General features: G+C 58.4%; 8 protein-coding genes. 3 read left to right on the top strand and 5 right to left on the bottom strand.

Features of this window, described 5'->3' with window-relative positions:
* Positions 1 to 27: 27 nt before the first annotated feature.
* On the top strand, positions 28 to 2,361 hold the full coding sequence (gene hrpB, locus XX99_RS21960) for an ATP-dependent helicase HrpB (protein ID WP_050061566.1): 2,334 nt from the start codon (positions 28 to 30) through the stop codon (positions 2,359 to 2,361).
* 155 nt (positions 2,362 to 2,516) lie between these two features.
* Here the strand turns inward: hrpB and XX99_RS21955 are convergent, their stop codons facing one another.
* From XX99_RS21955 to XX99_RS21935, 5 genes are all read right to left on the bottom strand, one after another.
* Entirely contained in the window at positions 2,517 to 4,913 is a 2,397-nt protein-coding gene (locus XX99_RS21955; RefSeq protein ID WP_050061565.1) for a glycoside hydrolase family 2 protein, read from the bottom strand.
* A 100-nt stretch (positions 4,914 to 5,013) separates the two neighbouring features.
* Positions 5,014 to 6,222 (bottom strand): hypothetical protein, encoded by a 1,209-nt coding sequence (locus XX99_RS21950; protein WP_050061564.1) that lies wholly within the window; start codon positions 6,220 to 6,222, stop codon positions 5,014 to 5,016.
* Positions 6,223 to 6,226: 4 nt separating this feature from the next.
* Positions 6,227 to 7,423: a hypothetical protein gene (locus XX99_RS21945; RefSeq protein ID WP_231581558.1), complete on the bottom strand. Its 1,197-nt coding sequence runs from the start codon at positions 7,421 to 7,423 to the stop codon at positions 6,227 to 6,229.
* 57 nt (positions 7,424 to 7,480) lie between these two features.
* Entirely contained in the window at positions 7,481 to 8,896 is a 1,416-nt protein-coding gene (locus tag XX99_RS21940; RefSeq protein ID WP_231581557.1) for a tetratricopeptide repeat protein, read from the bottom strand.
* 102 nt (positions 8,897 to 8,998) lie between these two features.
* Positions 8,999 to 12,787, bottom strand: coding sequence for a TonB-dependent receptor (locus XX99_RS21935; RefSeq protein WP_231581556.1), 3,789 nt, complete (start codon positions 12,785 to 12,787; stop codon positions 8,999 to 9,001).
* A 304-nt stretch (positions 12,788 to 13,091) separates the two neighbouring features.
* Between XX99_RS21935 and XX99_RS21930 the strand changes: the two genes are divergently transcribed.
* Together XX99_RS21930 and XX99_RS21925 are read left to right on the top strand one after the other, a co-directional pair.
* Positions 13,092 to 16,937, top strand: coding sequence for an FG-GAP-like repeat-containing protein (locus tag XX99_RS21930; RefSeq protein ID WP_050061779.1), 3,846 nt, complete (start codon positions 13,092 to 13,094; stop codon positions 16,935 to 16,937).
* The gene (locus tag XX99_RS21925) at positions 16,934 to 18,697 is read left to right on the top strand and encodes a CRTAC1 family protein (protein ID WP_050061562.1); all 1,764 of its coding nucleotides are present in this window, start codon (positions 16,934 to 16,936) and stop codon (positions 18,695 to 18,697) included. The genes XX99_RS21930 and XX99_RS21925 overlap by 4 nt, the downstream gene beginning before the upstream one ends.
* The last annotated feature ends 88 nt before the right edge of the window (positions 18,698 to 18,785 follow it).

Below are 18,785 nucleotides of genomic sequence, written 5' to 3'. Positions count from 1 at the left end.
TTGACTCGTGCGAAACGCTATGTTTCGATGGGACTGGTGACTCAGAAACTTTCTCTTCCGGTGGATGCGCTTCTGCCGGAGATTCTCTCTTCGCTCGCGCGCAATCCCAACCTGGTGATCGAAGCGCCGCCTGGCGCAGGCAAGACGACTCGCGTGCCGCCCGCGCTCCTGAAGAATATTCGGGGCGAAGTGGTGGTTCTCGAACCGCGTCGCATCGCGGCTCGACTTGCTGCGCAGAGAGTTGCCGCCGAGCTGGGCGAGAAGGTCGGAGAAACCGCCGGCTATCAGGTTCGGTTAGAGGAAGCGATAGGTCCGCGCACGCGCATTCGTTATCTCACCGAAGGCATACTGACGCGGCGTCTGCTCTCAGACCCGGAGCTTAAGGGCGTCGACGCGGTGGTGCTCGATGAGTTCCACGAACGTCATCTGGAAAGCGACTTTGCTCTCGCGTTATTGAAGCGTCTGCAGCGCACGCGTCCCGAGTTGCAGGTCGTGGTCATGTCCGCCACTCTCGATGCGGCTCCGGTAGCAAAATATCTGGGTGGATGTCCCATGCTGCGTTCGGAAGGAAGACGTTTCGAGCTTTCCATCGAACATCTGCCATACTCTCCCGAGCCGCTCCAGAAGCAGGTCAGCTCGGCCGTTGAGCGTCTAGTCAGGGAGTCGCCCACCGGCCACATCTTGGTCTTTCTGCCGGGCGCGGCAGAGATTCGCCGCGCAATGCGTGAGTGCGAGCCTGTCGCGCATCGGACCGGGCTACTGCTGCTGGCATTGCATGGTGATCTCTCATCCGCAGAACAGGATCGTGCCGTCTCGCCTTCGTCGCAGCGAAAAGTCATCCTGGCAACGAACGTCGCCGAAAGCTCGGTCACAGTGGAAGGCGTAACCGCGGTCATCGATAGCGGTCTTGCGCGCTACGCCACCTACTCACCATGGACTGGTTTGCCATCGCTTCATATCGGGCGCGTGAGTAAGGCCTCCGCCATACAGAGAGCGGGTCGCGCAGGGCGCACCGGGCCAGGAAGCGTGCTGCGCCTCTATCCCGAAGAAGATTATCTGCGCCGACCGGATCACGACGCGCCGGAGATTGTGCGCAGCGATCTGTCGCAGCTATGCCTCGCGCTTCGCTCGATGCGAATTCCTCACTTCGACAGCATCGAGTGGCTGGACGCGCCTCCCGTCGCCGCCATCGAGAGTGCCGAATCGCTGCTCGATCGCCTCAACGCTTCCGGAGAGATGGCGAAGAAGCTGGCGCGCTATCCGCTGCCTCCGCGTCTATCGCGCATCCTCGTCGAGGCGATAGATCGCGATGCGGGTGACGACGGTTGTGCCGCGGCCGCGCTGCTGGGATCGGGAGCGCGGAGCGAAAAGAACGATCTTCTCGAAGCTCTGGAACTCCCGCGAGACTATCGCACCGAGCAGCATCTGAAGCAGCTTCGACGAATTGCGCGCCTCTCGCGTCAGACGAGTCATAATGACGATGCCCTGCTGATATCTGTGCTCGCCGGATTTCCGGATCGCGTCGCGCGCCGGCGAGCGGGTAATCAAGTGCTGCTGTCGACAGGTGGATCCGCGGAGGTTGCAGGCGCGCCTCCGGCCTATGAGTTTATGGTTGCCGTCGATGCAGAGGATCGAAAAGAGAAACCGCTGCCGCTCGTTCGCATGACCGCGCGCATCGAGCCGGAATGGCTGGTCGATCTCTTCCCAGACCATGTGCGCGAACAATCGAACGTCGTGTGGAACCGCACTGGGGAGCGGGTCGAAGAGGTCAGCGCTCTCCTCTATGACGAACTGGTGATCCAGGAATCGCGCGGTGCGGCGAAGGATCAGGCGGCCGCGGCTGAGCTGCTCGCACAGCAGGCGCTGGAAGCCGGCCTCGAGCGCTTCATCGATGGAGAGGCTTTCGAGCAATGGAAAGTACGAATGGAGTTTGCCGGTTTTGAAATACCGGATATCTCAGGCGCATTGCGCAATCTTTGTTCGGGACTGCGCAGTTTTGCGGAGTTGAAAAATGCGGCGAAGGATTTCATTCCGCTACTCGAACAGACATTGGACGCAAGACTTCTCCGCGAGTTCGCTCCCGTCAGCATCCGGCTACAGAATGGGCGCCCGACAAAGATTAACTATGAGCACGGCAAGGCGCCGTGGATCGCATCGCGGCTGCAGGATTTTTTCGGCATGCGCGAAACGCCGCGGATCGGGCGAGACAAAACGCCGGTCGTGGTCCACCTGCTCGCGCCAAACCAGCGGGCCGTGCAAACCACCACCGATCTCGCCGGCTTCTGGGAGAGGCTCTATCCGCAGGTACGCCGGGAGCTGATGCGCCGCTATCCGAGACACAACTGGCCCGAGAAGCCCTAGGCGCCGTCTCGTCAACGGCGCTTATCAAGAGCGCTCGATTTGAACAATGACCTCAACGCATTGACTGCGATGACGTCCTTGGGCGTAACTCCCGAGTATGCCAGAGCAATGGGCGCAGCCGGGCATGCATTGCCTCCTCCCTTGAAGGTGAAGATCTACACCGTCTCTTCGGGAACACTCGTGAAAGTAAAGCTCACCGTCTGCGAACCCAATCGCGGATGTGTCGCTTTGAGAGTTACAGTTCCCGCTACCTCCTTGGCGCGAACCCAGACAGCTCCGGTTCCTCCGATCAGAGAAAACGGATTGTCGCCGATCAACTCGGCCGGCCCTTCCAACGTGAAGCTCACCGCATCGTTGGCATAGGTTCGCATCGCGCCGAACTCGTCGGTCACGCGCAGAACAACTCGCGTCGTGTCTGCGCCGTCGGCCATGAGCGTAAGATCGTCAGGCAGCAGCGCGAATTTGGTATCGACGCCACGGCCAGAGAGCGACTTCGAGATGACCTGTTTCCCATTGAGATAGCCGTCGATGCGCAGGTCGCCCCAGCCATCCCGGTATTTGCTTACGTCAAGAACAAAGGGAGGATACTTCAGGTGCTCAAATTCGGTGCGGTCGGGATCGAGCTCGGCCAGAGCCACCCACGGATTGCTTTCGATGCTGCCGGAGCGTGTGAAAACCTTGAGGTGATCGCAGTTCGAACAGATCACGGCCTTCGAAAAACCTACTGACTCATCGCCGCGCGCCCAGTGAAAGGCCGGCTCCAAAACGATCTCCTCTTCGGGATCGCACTGCGATTTGTAAAAACCTGCAGCAGCCTTCGGCTCGCGAAAGATATCCGTGACGCCGTGGTAGCAGATGCGGTCGCCGGAGCCGAAGTTCGCATGCGTGTTGTAGTCGAACGCGCACCAGCCGATGCCTCCCGCGTATTGCGGATCGGAAGCAAGCTGGTTGTGAATGCGCGCGTGCCGTAGAGTGTGCTCGCGCTGGCGTTCGTCGTCATCGGTTGTCTTCGTTGGAAATGTGTGGCCGACAAATTCGGTATTCAGGTAGCGAGGGTGATTGGGCTTCTTGAGCGGAAAGCCGAAATCGTTCATCGTAAACACATCTTCGAGGAACTCCGACTCCTGAAAGTAGCGAATGCCGCCTGTCTGGCGCGTCTGATCGAGAGCGTGTGCGAGTGCGTTGGTGCGCACATAAAAGTTGTGATTGTCCTTCGACTCGTTAATGCGCACGCCCCACAGAATAATGGAGGGATGATTCCAGTCGCGGCGAATCATGCGCCCCACGTTGTCGATTGCCACAAGCTGCCACGCCTCGTTGCCGATATGCTGCCAGCCGGGGATCTCCTCCAGCACCAGCAGGCCGATCTCGTCACAGCAATCGAGGAAGTGCCGTGACTGGGGATAGTGCGAGGTGCGAACGATGTTGCAGTGCAGGTTGTGCCGCAGAATCTTCGCATCCTGCCGCTGCGCGCGGGCAGGCATCGCCTGCCCAACGAACGGGAAGGTCTGGTGGCGATCCAGTCCGCGAAGCTTGATGATCTTTCCATTGAGAGAGAATCCGTGATCGGTGAACGTTGCTTCACGAAAGCCAACGCGGCGTTGATCTTCGTCAATCGCCTCTCCGGACTGTAGCAAACGAACATGAACGGTGTAGAGCTGTGGACTGGAAAGATCCCAAAGTTTTACGCTGCCCAGTCCGGTTAGAGTGATGGTCGAGCGCGCCGGGTCGTCGGTCGTTTCGATGCTGGCGTACGCCGGCGCCGGAGTTACAGGGTCGATAGTTGTATCAGCTGTAGCCGCGGAAGGTTTGCGCGGAAGCGCATGAGTACCTTTAGCGATGACCTGGTCTCCATCGCGTAATTCGACTTCGAGCGAGAGTTTGCTCGCAGTAAGATCTCCGGCGAGAAAGCAATCGACATCGATCGAGGGACTGCCGCTCATCACATCCTTGGGGCGGGCGTGAATATTGTCGATGTACGTGTGAGGGACGGCGCGAAGCGAGACCTCGCGATAGATGCCGCCGAAGGTCATGTAGTCGACCTCGTAGCCGAAGGGCGGGATGTCCGCTCTTTCTGTCGAATCGACCTGAACCACAAGAACGTTTTCTTCCTGGGAGCGAAGATGGGGTGTCAGCTCAAACGAAAATGGCGTGAATCCTCCCTTATATTCGCCGAGCGGAACACCGTTGATCCATACCGTTGACGCGGTCATCACGCCTTCAAAGTCCACGAAGACCCGCTTGCCCGCTGCCGATGCGGGAAGCTTGAAACGCCGCCGGTAGGTTGAGACGAATTCGTAATCTTTGTCGTCGAAGTTATGCCAGGGAAGCTTGATATTCGTGTGTGGAACCACAACCTTCTCGAACGTTGAATCGTCGAAGGCAATCGCTTCGGCACCGTCGATCTTCGACGGGTGATATCGCCAATTCCGGTTCATGGGGAGAATCGTGCGGCCTTTTGCCAAAGGCTCTTCGCCCAGCGCCGAAGCATGCGGAAGTGCGGCTGAGGCTAACAACGTACCAGTAGTCTTGAGAAAAATGCGTCGATCCATAAGTTTTACCGAATAGCTCCCATCGAATTGGCTGAAGGCATGTGTGAAATTTGGTGTCTGATTTGTAGAGATTGAGTATTCAAGCGCGAGGTGAAGATCGTCATGTGGTGGCTAACCTCAGAAGCTCCGCGAGATCGACTGCCGAGCTCGACTCCGTGTTGCGAGGCAGCGATGGTCCAATGGCTACGGCTTTATCGTGTCCCTCAAACCACACAAGAAACGAAGATTGATTCCATCCCGGCAGGCGCTGCTGGTTGAGCCAGTGATAGTAGCTGCCCATGTCCGCGTCGACCAGCGAGCCGACAGTGTCGAGCTCAGGGTTGCTGTCTCCATTGGCGAGTAGCTCGTTCATCGGCTTCTGCCGTTGCCGCGGAGCAAAGCGCACCAGCATGGTAAGCGCCTGGGCACGCCGCAGGACCTCGCGGGTTGTCCACTGCGCGAAGGTGGTGCTGAAGATCTGTGTTCCCGAGCCTTCTGTGAACAGCTTCATTTGAAAGCGATCGAGCACGACGTCGCCGGATCCTTTCACCCCGATATCCGATATTGCGAGCTGTGCGAGGTGGGTGCGCAGCTCCTCCGGCCCCATGCCGGGCTTTGCGATTTCCGTCTGGATGTTTTTCAGCAGTGCTGCGCGCATCGGTTCCAGGCCGTGATATGAAGTGCATGTCAGCAGCGCGCTGTGATTGGCCTCTTGTCCTCCATCGATGTACCAATGGCCGTAAGGCGCAGGATGCGCTTCCGCCCGCGCCGCGATGCCTGCCAGCAGTTTTTCCAGTCCGTTATCCGGCTTCACCTTTGTGAAGTAAGTCCCATGCTTGCGCAAATTGCGGAACAGCGGCGCATCGTATGCCGTCACGCCTTGTCCTATGATCGCGATGCCCAATCTCGGCATGGAAAGGGAATCGGTAGGCATTACCGGCTGCAAGCGGTTCCCATACTCTGTCGCAGCCTTGCGGAACGCATCCATCTGATGCGTGCTCCACAGGTATGCAGAGAGCTGCTCTGTAAATTGCGCCGGCTGATTGACCCAATCCACTCGCTCGAGTTTCGGAGAGAGCGATAAGTCGGAGAAGGGTTGAAACCATTCGCGCCTTTGCGCCGGCGACAGAGAGGAGAGCTCCGCCAGCTCGCTATCAATCGTCTTACGCTCCGCCGGAAATCGATAATCGTAGTCGATGATCTCGCGCAACAGGCTGGGCATGAAGCTGAGCGGCAACTGCCGTAGAACTTCGAGATGCGCAACTACCAGCGCCCTCGCCTCGGGAGGATATCCCGAGAATTGTTCGGCTTTGAGATCGCTGGGCAGCATACGTTTAGAGCAGCTCCTTGATGGGCGTGCCCTGGGAAAGCGCCGGGGAGAATCCCATCATCGCGCCCAGGCTCGGCACCAGATCGATTGATTGCACGGGTCGGTCATAGATGACTCCCTCGCGAACTCCAGCTCCCATGGCGATCATCCAGGTGGTGCGCGAAGCTGCGTCACCCGTTCGATGATGCTGAAATCCGTTGCCGCCGGAGTCTTCATCCGCATCCCGGCCGAAATCCGGCAGGATGAAGAGCGTCGTGTTGCCTGCATATTCCGGGTCGCTCTGCGCCGCCTGCCACAGTTCCGCGCATAGTCGGTCGGTGCGCTGGATTGCATCGACGTAGAGCGAATACGCGCCGGAGTGCGCAATATCGATATCGTGCATGGTGATCCACAACAGGCTTGGAGACTCCTGCTGCATCAGGCGGCGTGCAATAAATACAGATAGCTCGTCCGGACTCGATGCGGTCAGGGCATGAGCCTTGAAGTCGTCGACCGAGAGCTTGAGGATCCTCTCCAGTTGCTGCAGCTCAAACTCGCCGCCTGCAATCGGAGGCGTATAGAGCGGCGTCTCATAGTTGTCGCGCAGCAGATGTTCGTAGTCCGTCGATCCCGAGATAGCGGCGCGCAGCAGATGCTTCGGCAGAACCACGCGCGCTCCCAGGTCCGGGCCATAGGAGCGGTTTCCGCTATCGCCAATGCGATTGAAACCGTTGCTGGGAGCGACCACCCACGCGTCCGACGCTGGGCGGCGCAGATCTTTGCGGAAGTATTCGAAGACGGTCGGATGTTCGGGAGGAACTGCGGAAAAATTATTCAGCGTTTCGTAGACTCCGGTCGCCAGGCTCGCTGTTGCGACGTAGTGGCCGAGGATGCCCTGGTTCATCACCTGCGTAAAGAAGCTCGCCTGCGGGATCAGGTCATGAAGCATGTGCGGAATATTCTCCTGTCCCTCCGGCGCAAATGTTTCCTGATCCCGGGCGCCGCCTCCGAAGGTGATCACAATCACTTTCCGTTTCTTTGCCGCCTTCTGGCCATGCACAAACGGGCTAGCGCTCATCAGCGCTGACCCCGCGGCTAATCCAGCCGCTCCGCGCAGGAAATCGCGCCGGCTGCGTCCGAGATATCCCGAGACTTCGCGTGGCGAGCATCGCGACAACATCTCCGCGAACGAGGAACTACGGGATGGAAAAACATTGCTCAAATTCAAATCACCTTCAGCTTGCGAAATACATGTTCAAAGTCGCCGATTCTCAGCCAATCATGGTTTGCTTACGGGCTCAGTTTTGGCCGCATACACGAATTGCTGCACGTCTGCTTTCTCTTTATCGATCACGGCCATGTGTTCGGCGCGCTGCTTCTGATAGACGATGAATTCCGCCTGCGCCTGGTCTTTCCTGCCGGTATGGATGTAGTCCTGCCCCAGCCGGTAATGCGCATCGGGAAGATTCTGGTTCAGCTCCAGCGCCCGGACATATTGCGGTATCGATTTGTCATAAGCATGCTGCCCATCGTAAAGATCTGCCAGCTGTACATGAGCCTCGGCCAGCGAGGGATCGAGTGCGATCGATTTCTGAAGCAGCTCCTCGACCTGGTGAATATCCAGATTCGAATCGCCCGTTCGCTTGCCCTTCCATAAACTCATCGCGTAGTAATACTGCGCCAATCCATTGCGCGGCTCAAGCTCAGCATAGCGGCGGAATCGCTGAATCACCTCGTCCGCCTGCTGCAGCGAGCTGTCATAAGCCTTCGAGAGAAAGAGATAACAGCGTGGATCGCGTGGCGTGAGATCGGCGGCGGCCACCAGCGACTTCACCGCCTCATCGTACTGGCCGCGCGAATACAGCGTGACCCCTAGCCCGATGCGGAGCCGCGCCGAGTCAGGATAGCGTTCGATCGCCTTCTTATACACGTCGATCGCGGGCTCGTAGGTGCGGTGCAGGAGAAATTCGCACGCAAGGTCAAAGAGATTCTCCTCGCTGGGCTCCATCTGCGCGGCGATCTCGAACTCTTTCGCCGCCGCTAGGAACTTCCCATCCTTCTCTTCTACTTCGCCGAGCAGGTTGTGCAGGTCGCCAGAGTTCTTCTGGGCGATCAGAGTATCGATAAGCTGCCTCGCAGCATCCAGCCGCCCGGAGAGAAAGTAGGCCAGCGACAGATCATAGCCATTGTCGTAGGAGGATGAATCCACGCGTTGCGCCTCTTCGAGAAGAGGCAGCGCATCCGTAATCTTTCCGGCGTGGATGTAAAACTCCCCGAGGTTATGGTTCGCATTGTAGTTATGTGGTTCCAGCTCCAGCGCCTTTCGGAATTGCTCTCCGGCTAAATCGAAGCGTCCCGCGTGCGAGAAGGTCGCAGCAAGATTCGTCCTGGCCTCGGGAGAATTGGGTTTGAGCTCGACCGCGGCTTGCAGATGTTCGATCGCTTTCTTGTTTTGCGACTCTGAGGCATACACCAGCCCCAGCAGTTCCTGGACTTCAAAGTTTTTCGGAAGCTGCGGTAGCAGCTCTTCCAGTTGCGCCGCTGCCTGGGGATACTGGCCAGCCTTGTATTGCGCGACCGCCGACTGGAATTCGCGATTGAGTTTTTGTTCCCGGTCATCTGCGGCAAAGCTGAAATCAGCAGAGAGCAACAGCAGGGAAAGAATTGTCAGCCCGAACTGAGGCCTTCTGCTCAACGTTCACCTCCGTGCCGTAGCGTGAGCAAGTCGCTACATAAAAGAAGAGCACCTCGGAATGATCCCGCTTGGGCGGGCATTCCGGGGTGCTCTCATCTTAGCTTAGAAGAACAACTTCAGAGCGAACTGGATCTGTCTCGGATCGTAGGGAGCATCGCGGGTCGATCCAATCTCGCCGAAGGTGGAGCTGGTAAAGTTGCCCGAGTTTCCAACCGACGTAACTCCGTTGCCGCCGAAGTTAGGTGCGTTGAAGTTCGGATGATTGAGGATGTTGAAGAACTCCGCTCGGAACTGCATCGAGAAGCGCTCGTTGATGGGAATCGCCTTGAACGCGGACAGCGTGAATTGGCGGAGAGGCGGTCCATACGTGGTGGAGGGTCCGCCGCCGAGGATGCCCCGGCCGGTTAATGGGAAGCACCCTGCCGTCGGCGTCCCACCCAACGGGCAAGGCTGCTGGAAGGCGTTGGGGTTTCCAAACCAGCTCAGCTTGCCATTCGAATCGGTATGCAGCCCCAGCTTCTGGCTTTGCCCGGGAACTTCGACGTCGTTGCAGTTTGTTCCCGAGGTGGTCGCGGTGGGGCAGGTGAGTGAAATGGGCTGTCCCCCCTGGATAGTGACGATGGTGTTAAGGCTCCAACCTCCTACGACCTCGTCCGCAAGCCTTCCTGAGTTAGCCAGGAACGCCTTGCCCTTGCCGAAGGGCAACTCGTATCCGCCGCTGAGATGGAAGACATTCCGAACATCGAAATCGGCCAGGCCCCAGTCGAATCGTGGACCGTAGCCCGGTAGCCATGGAGCCCGATATCCATTCGTACTGCCTCCGTTGAGCAAGTCACCCGCGTCGGAGAGCGTTTTTGAATAGGTGTAGGTGACGAGATAGTTCAATCCGTTCGACAGCTGCTGTTCGAGCTTGGTCTGCAGGCCGTTGTAGACGCTGCTTCCCGCTGACCGCTGGTAACTTGCTCCCTGTGAAAAGTCGGGGAACGGCACATAGGGTGTCGTGCTGATGTTGGCCGGCAGCAGCTGAGAGACTTCGTTGTTGCCAATACCGATCTGCAGGGAGCTGGCGTCGGTAAGCACGTAGGCCACCTGCGCAGACAAGCTGTGTGTGAGTGCGTATTGCAGGGTCAGGTTCGTGCTGAAAGTACGCGGGGTTACGTAATCGAACTGGAGTCCCTGCAGGCTGAGGCCCGCAGCGTTCACCGCCAGAGGCGTGAATGCCGCGCAGCTCAGGCCTACGCCAATCGGTGCGGCTCCTCCGTAGGGCGCTGCCGTTGCGCAGCTCCCGTAAGGATTGGGGCCGGAGCTGAAGGGTGCGGAATCCGTCGTTCCCTTGAAGTCGAAGTTGTAGACGAAGGGATAGTTCTCTCCGATGTTCGGTCCGTATCCCTGGTTTTCGAATGCGTTGAAGAAGAGGCCTGCACCGCCGCGTGCCACAAGCTTGGGCGTCACTTCAAAGGCGAAGCCGAAGCGTGGTGCGAAGTTGTGCTGCTGCGTCTGGACCAGCGCATTTCCGTATTTGCTGGTCTCTCCCAAAGCAATCTTGTCCTTGGCCAGCAGGTCGAGGAAGCCTTGGCCGTTCAGGGCTGGATTGTTGGCCGTCGATGAGAGTTGCCGGTTGTCCTTACCCGATGCCGGAATCAGGTAGATCGGCCCTCCCGCCGGCGGTCCGGTTTGAACGAAGTTAGCCTGTCCGCCGTTCGTCTCAGAGATCGGGCTGAAATAATCCCAGCGCATGCCCAGGTTGAGGGTCAGCCGCGGGGTGACCTTCCAGTCATCCTGGAAGTAGAAAGCCAGATAGCTTCTCTGGTCATATGTTTTGCTGATGTTCGAGGCGTGGACTTCATTGGCGCCGCCCACGAAGTTAACGCCTCCGGGGACGGTTGCTGCGATGGGAGTTAGCAGAAGCTGTGCGCGGCCGGTCTGATCTCCGCTCTGTCCCGGAACGCCCGCAAAGTTCCCGTTGAAATCAAACTCACCGCGCGCGTAAGCGGGCTGCAGAGTATTGAAATCGACAGTCTGATATTCGAGGCCAGCTTTAAAGCTGTGCTTTCCGTAAATCTTCGTGAAGTCGTCAGCCACCTGCAATGTCTGGCTGACTTCATCCGAAGGGAGGTAGTCATTGCTGCCGAGTTCCTGCAGGCCCTGAATAACAATGGCGGGAAGGCCGCCATTTTCCGAGGTCTGCTGAACGCCCTGAATCCCAAACTGCGCCGGGATGCCGGTCACCGAGCCTTCCGGTCCGAAGCGTGTGGTGTGAAGGTGGTTGAATCCAACGCGTGCGACGTTCACCACGCTGGGCGAAAACACATGAGTCCAGGCGAGAACAGCCTGATCCGATTTGGCAGTCTGCAGACCTTGCTGGAAGCCGCCGCCGTCAGCTACGCCCCCGAAGATGCCGGGGATGAACTGCGGATCGTCCACGTAGCTGAAGCGGAAGAAGATCTGCTCTTTCTGCGAGGGGTTGAAGTCCACGCGAGTATCGAAGGCATTGCGATGCTCGTAGAGGGCAGGGCTCGATGTAAAGTTCGTGCTGAACGAGCCGTTCGTCGGTGTCGGGTAGAGGTTGAGCAGTTTGACTGCGTTCGCATCAATACGGCCCGCGGGCAGTTGGTTCAGGTTGCAGGTGCCAAGCGTGAAGGTCGTCGTGCCCGCTCCGCAGGTTCCGAATGGGTCACGAACAAAGCCGCTTTGGGTTGCCGTTAATCCTGACACGGGATCGACCGTGCCTGCAGTTACCGCGCGAGTCGTAGCCGGATCGAGAATGGTGCCATAAGGAATCGATCGGCCCAGGGAGTCGATGCGCGGCGCGCCGTTCTGTCCGGTGATCAGATCGGAGAGGTTAGTGAAACCGCTGTTGCGTTCCGTAAGAGTCGGCACCGTGCCGGGAAGCACTGTTCCTTGCACGCGCCGCAGACCTTCGTAGTCGCCGAAGAAGAAGGCTTTGTCCTTGATGATCGGACCGCCGATCGCTCCACCGAACTGGTTCTGCCGAAGTTCGCCCTTCTTGATGCCAGCGTTGTCTTCGAACCAGTCGGCAGCATCGAGCTTGTCGTTGCGGAAGAACTCCCACGCCGCGCCGTGGATGCTGTTCGTACCCGATTTGATCGTGGCATTCAGAACCGCTCCGGCGGAGCGTCCCAGCTCAGCGCTGAAATCTCCCGTCTGCACCTTGAACTCCGAGATCGCATCGACCGGCGGAAGAATGACGAAGTTAGTGCCGTTCAGAAAATCGACGGCGTTCGAGTTGTTGTCGATTCCGTCCAGCAGGTAGTTATTTTGCGCCGGACGCAGGCCATTGGCAGTAAATGCGCCGGAAGCGGCATTACCGCGCGTATCGGCCTGGGGCGAGTTGACGCCGGCCCCGAGCTGGGCCAGAAAGGTAAAGTTGCGGCCGTTCAGCGGCAGGCTGTTCACGCTATGCTCGGTGACCGTTTGCCCGAGTGAAGCGTCTTCCGTCTGCAATTCCGCGGGAGCCGTGGTTACTTCCACGGTCTGCGTTGCTGCGCCCGGCTTCAGCTGAATGTTTACTTGCAGATTCTGCGATACGTTCACCTGCAGATTCTTCTGGGTGGTGGTTGAGAATCCCGGCGAGGTCACCGTGATCATGTAGTGCCCGATGCGGACCGGCGAGAAGGTATATTCGCCGTTCGCGTTGGCCGTTGTCTCCAGGGATAAGCCTTGGTCAGTGTTGAGCAGCGTCACATGCGCACCCGGGATGACTGCGCCTGTCGGATCTTGGACAATTCCAGCGATCGATCCTTCATCCACTTGAGCGAAGGCATACCGGTTCTGGGCCAGGAATACCAGGATGCAGCAGAGTGCTGCGTAGCCGAGACTCCGTAGGAGATACCCGGCCTTCATCGTTTTTGCATTTTCGTGAGGACCCATTCGAACAGCCTCCAATTTTGTACTTCTCTCGTTCAAAAGCTGCGGTGTCGGACGTTTGCAACCGCTTACAATCGCGTCAGTAGAAACAACTCGCAATAGCGGGATGAAAGCTACCTGTGTGTAGATAAATTTGTCAATCAAAATGATGAGTCTTCTCCGCATCCTGGGATGGATAAGAGATTTCGGCAGGAAAATCACCGCTTTTGCCGAGGCAAAATGCGAATTGGGATATACCAATTTGGAGAGGATCGGCCCCGATGCTAGCATTGCGACTTCCGGACTGATCACGGGGAACTGCACAAAGATGTCGCATCACCATAACGAAGGAAAGCCGTTTTCCCGGCGATCGATCCTGAAAGGCTTTGCAGCTGCGCCGTTTTTCTTTCGTGCAGCTCCCTTCCTCGGCTGCTCCCCTTGGTCCGGCCTGTCCGAGTTTCCTTCTGCCGCGAATGGCGTGCTCCCCTTTGCGGACGTCCGCTTTACACCGCATTATCCCGCCCAGTCGCCGGTCGAAAATCTATTCAGCCTCGTTGCTCCGGGCAGCGATGAGTTCGTAACTGAAAAATATGCGTACGAAATTGGCCTGCTCCTCCAACGATGGAGTCAAGCCTTGCAGTCGGGCGCGAATGATCTCTCAGCGCTGGCAGCGTTTCTCGACCCCGCCTGTGAAATCTCCCCGCTCACGCCAACTCAGGAACACAAGCTGAGGAGCGGCAGCGGGCTTGAGATACGCAAGAGGCAGTTTGAGTCGAAGAAGCAGCTCATCCCGGGCCGCGAGCGCGTGCTTCACGAAATCCGCAGCTGGCTCGGGGGGACTGCCAAGGTGCGGACGGCGGAGTTCGAGATCACCGCCATCGAGGAGATTGCAGAGACGCCCCTCACCCTCCGTCTGGACATTCGCTACGACATCGTCGCGGAGCTGGAATCCGACCGCCGCGAAGAGCGGGTGGGCGCCTGGCTGACCGAATGGCTGCAGAACGATTCGAAGGAGTGGAAGGTTCGCAAGTGGGAGGCCCGCGAGGAGACAGTAAGCGAAATCCGTGGCCCTGCCTTCGTCGATGTGACGGGGCACGCAATGACGGCGGCTGAATCCTACTCAACCCAGCTGCTTCACGGAACCGACTACTGGCGCACCGTGCTCGACGGCGCCTGTGGGATCGACGTTTACGGGAACAACGGCGTCTCTGTTGGCGACTTCGATAACGATGGCTTCGATGATCTTTACGTCTGCCAGCCAGCGGGATTACCGAATCGTCTCTACCGCAATCGCGGCGACGGCACCTTCGAGGATGTCACAGAGAAATCGGGAGTCGGCGTTCTCGACAATACTGCCTGCGCCCTCTTCGCCGACTTCGGAAACAAAGGCGTACAGGATCTCCTGGTCGTCTGCGGCAGCGGTCCACTCCTGTTTCTCAATCAGGGCAACGGAACTTTCTCGCTCAAGCGCGATGCCTTCAAGTTTAAGCAGCAGCCGCAGGGAACCTTCACTCATGCGGCGATCGCCGACTATGACCGCGATGGCCGCCTCGATATCTACTTCTGCCTTTACAGTTACTATCTCGGCCTCGACCAGTATCACTATCCCGTGCCCTACTTCGACGCCCGCAACGGTCCGCCGAATTACCTGATGCGCAACCAGGGCGATGGGACCTTCGAAGACCACACCGAAGCCGTCGGCTTGAATGCCGAAAACGACCGTTACAGCTTTGCCTGCGCCTGGGGGGACTATCAAAGCAACGGTCTTCCCGATCTCTACGTGGCCAACGATTTCGGCCGCAGCAACTTCTACCGCAATAACGGTGATGGCACCTTCGCCGCCATTTCCGAAGCAGCTCACGTCCAGGATGCCGGAGCCGGCATGAGCGCCGCGTGGAGCGACATCGACAACGACGGCAAGCCGGACATCTACGCCGCCAACATGTGGTCAGCAGCCGGGCAGAGGGTTTCGCAGCAGAAGAATTTTCATGAGAAAGCGCCGGAAGATATCCGCGCCCTCTATCGCCGCCATGCCCGCGGCAATTCGCTTTACCGCAATCAAGGGGACGGCAATTTCCAGAATGAGAGCGCCCGGATTGGCATCGAAATGGGCCGATGGTCGTGGTGCTCCGACTTCTGGGATTTCGATCACGACGGCTATCCCGATCTCTATGTGGCCAACGGATACATCTCCGGCCCCAAAAATCAGATTGACCTGGGCAGCTTCTTCTGGCGTCAGGTCGTGGCCAAATCGCCCGACGACACCACCCCGTCGCAAGCCTACGAGCACGGCTGGAACGCATTGAATGAGCTGATCCGCTCCGACGCGTCATGGAGCGGCTATGAGCGCAACGTAATGTTCGCGAATAACCGCGACGGAACCTTCTCCGAAGTCTCGGGAACCGCCGGACTCGACTTCCCCGAGGACAGCCGTTCGTTTGCGCTGGCCGATCTCGATCACGATGGCCGGCTTGAAGTCATCCTGAAAAATCGCAACGCCCCGCAATTGCGGATCCTGCACAACAGTATGCAGGACATCGGCAAGTCGATTGCCTTTCGCCTGCGCGGCACGAAGAGCAATCGCGACGCCATCGGTGCAGCGGTCACAGTAGAAGCGGGCGGCCTGCGCCAGACAAGATATCTGCAGGCCGGATCGGGATTTCTCGCGCAGCATACGAAGGAAGTTCACGTGGGCATCGGGAGTTACGATGGAAATGTTCGCGCCACCGTCCACTGGCCCAGCGGGCTGACGCAGCAGTTCGAAAATCTTCCCCCAAACCATCGCATCGAGATCGAAGAAGGCGCGTCGACATTCAACGCTACGCCCTTCGCACCGCCGCCGGTCATATCTATTGGAACGGCACCCTCGACAGCCCCAGAATCCCTGCCCTCGCAGGTGGAAACATGGCTGCTCGAGCCGTTGAAGGCTCCGGAATTTTCGCTGCCCGACCTCACCGGCAACATGCGCAGCTTGCAATCGCTGCAGGGCAGCTTCCTGTTGCTCAATTTCTGGTCGACGAAATCACCTCAGAGCAGCGATCAGCTCCGAATATTCCAGCAGCAGCATGCCGCGCTGACAGCGAGCCATTGCGAAGTCCTCGCCCTCAATGTTGACGACCCCTCCGATCTTCACGCCGCACAGGCCGCCGTCTCACCAGACCATTTTTCTTTCCCGGTTCTCTTCGCGACCGAAGAAGTCGCCGGCATCTACAACATCATCTTTCGGTTTCTCTTCGATCGCCGCAAAGACCTGCCCATCCCATGCACGTTTCTACTTGACCGCGAAGTCATGATCGTCAAGATCTATCAGGGGCCGGTGGACCCCGCGCGCGTGCTCGACGATATGCGAACCATACCCACCAATCCGAAAGACCGCCTCGCGAAGGCGCTGCCCTTCGGAGGAGTGCTCTATCAGAGCGCGTTGCAGCGCAACGATTTCACCTACGGCATCGCTCTGCTCCAGCACGGATATCTCGATCAGGCCACAGCATCTTTCCAGCAGGTGCTCGCCGCCAAGCCGGATGATCCCGAAGCCTGCTATAACCTCGGCACTCTCTATCTGCGCAGAAACGATCTCGACCAGGCGAAGAAATATCTCGAACGTACAGTAGCCTTGCGCGCTGACTATCCTGAGGCCTGGAACAACCTCGGCATGATCGCCGCGCAGCAGGGCCGCGCGGACGATGCGATGCAGAACTTTCAGCGATCGCTGCAGCAGAGGCCATCCTATGCCATCGCGCTCGTGAACCTGGGAAATCTCTATCGCCGCCAGGGCGCATTCGACAAGGCGCAGGACCTGCTCACGCGCGCTCTTGCAATCCAACCTGACGATCCGGAGATCGACTACGGTCTGGGCATGCTCTACGCGCAGCAAGGCCAGATACCTCAAGCCTCTGACTATCTCCAGAAGGCCATCGCGCTGCGCCCCGACTACCCCGAAGCGCGCAACAATCTCGGCATCCTTTACGTGCGCGCGCAAAATTACTCCGAAGCGGAAGCGCAATTCAAAACCTGCATCCAGCTCGTTCCGAATTTCGATCAGTCCTATCTCAATCTCGCGCGTCTCTACGCCATGCGCGGCGACCGCGAAAGCGCAATCGCCATGGTGCAGGAGCTGCTCCGCCTGCAGCCGCAGAATCGCGGCGCACTGCAAGCTATGGAAGCACTGCGATGAATCTTCCCCGCCGCCGTTTCCTCGGCTCCGGAATCATCGCGCTCAGCGGCACGCTGACTGAAGCGCTCGCGACGCCGCTGTGGAAGTGGCGCGATCCGTCGCTCCTTCAAACCGCGACGTCTCCCCATGTCGAAACATCTCCAGTCCAACTTGTCGACGTCGCGCAGCACTCCGGTCTCACCGCGCTCAACGTGTGGGGCGGCATCGATCACAAGCGCTCCATCATCGAAGCCAAGGGCAGCGGGCTGGCCTTCTTCGACTACGATCACGACGGCTGGCTCGATATCTATCTCACCAACGGCAACAGGCTCGACGCGCAATGGGCTCCGGGCCAGGCTCCCACGTCCCACCTGTATAAAAATAATCGCGATGGCACCTTTACCGATGTCACGGAAAAATCCGGCATCGGACGCACCGGCTGGCAGACCGGCGTCTGCGTCGGCGACTACAACAACGATGGTTGGGATGATCTCTTCTGCTGCTTCTGGGGACACAACATCCTCTTCCGCAACAATGGCGATGGCACATTTACTGACGTGACGCAGAAGGCCGGCCTTGCGCAGAACATCTATCGCTGGGGCACGGGTTGTACCTTTCTTGATTACGATCGCGATGGCCATCTCGATCTCTTCGTCTGCAATTACCTCAAGCTCGATCCGGAGAAAATTCTTCCAGCCGATAAGACAACCTATTGCCAATGGAAGGGCGTGCCGAGCATGTGCGGCCCGCGCGGACTGCCTGGCGACACCAACATCCTCTACCGCAACAACGGTGATGGCACCTTCACCGATGTTTCGGAGAAATCCGGCATACTGAAGCCCGGCCCGCGCTATTCGATCACTGCTGTCTCCTATGACTTCGACAACGACGGCTGGCCCGATATCTACATCGCCGTAGACTCCGAGCCAAGCATCCTGTTCAAGAACAATCACGACGGCACGTTTACCGATGTCGCTGTGATGGCCGGCTGCGCCTACAGCGACAACGGACACGAGCAGGCCGGCATGGGCGTAGCCGTCGCCGACTACGACTGCGACGGCTTCTTCGATATCTTCAAGACCAACTTCTCCGACGACACCTGCAACCTCTACCACAACAACGGTGACGGCACATTCACCGATGTCACCTTCGATTCAGGCATCGGAGTCAACAATCGCTACGTTGCCTGGGGCTGCGGCTTCGTCGACTACGATAACGACGGCTGGGCCGACATCATCCAGGTGAACGGGCATGTTTATCCGGAGATCGATAACTACAACTTCGGCCAGACATTCAAAAACCCGCGGCTCGTCTACAAAAACCTAGGCAATGGGCGCTTCAAAGACGTCTCAGCAGAGCTGGGCCCTGGCGTCAGTGAACGATTCTCCAGCCGTGGCGCGGCCTTCGGCGACTACGACAACGATGGCGACATAGATGCCGTTATCCTGAACCTCAACGACCCTCCCTCGCTGCTCCGCAATGACGGAGGCAATCGACAGAACTGGATCAAGATTAAGCTCATCGGCACCAAGTGCAATCGCACCGCCATCGGCGCACGTGTCCGCGTGATGGTCGGCAAGCACATCCAGATGGACGAGGTGCACAGCGGGACCAGCGTAATGTCGCAGAGCGACCTGCGCCTCCACTTCGGCCTTGGCAAGGCCGACACCGTAGACCTCATCGAAGTGAAGTGGCCCACCACGCAGAAGATCGAGCGCTTCGAAAAGATGAAGGCAAACCAGATCCTCACCATTCGCGAAGGCGAAGGCGTCATCAAGTGATGGGCAATCTCGACAATGTTAAATTGAATTGCTTTCGGTAGGGCATGGCTTTAGCCATGCCATCACTGGCGTGCAAGAAACGCGGCTT

The sequence above is a fragment of the Silvibacterium bohemicum genome, assembly GCF_001006305.1.
Classification (GTDB): Bacteria; Acidobacteriota; Terriglobia; order Terriglobales; family Acidobacteriaceae; genus Silvibacterium; species Silvibacterium bohemicum.
Note: the sequence above shows the minus strand (reverse complement) of the source record. Positions and strands in the feature narration are given on the sequence as shown.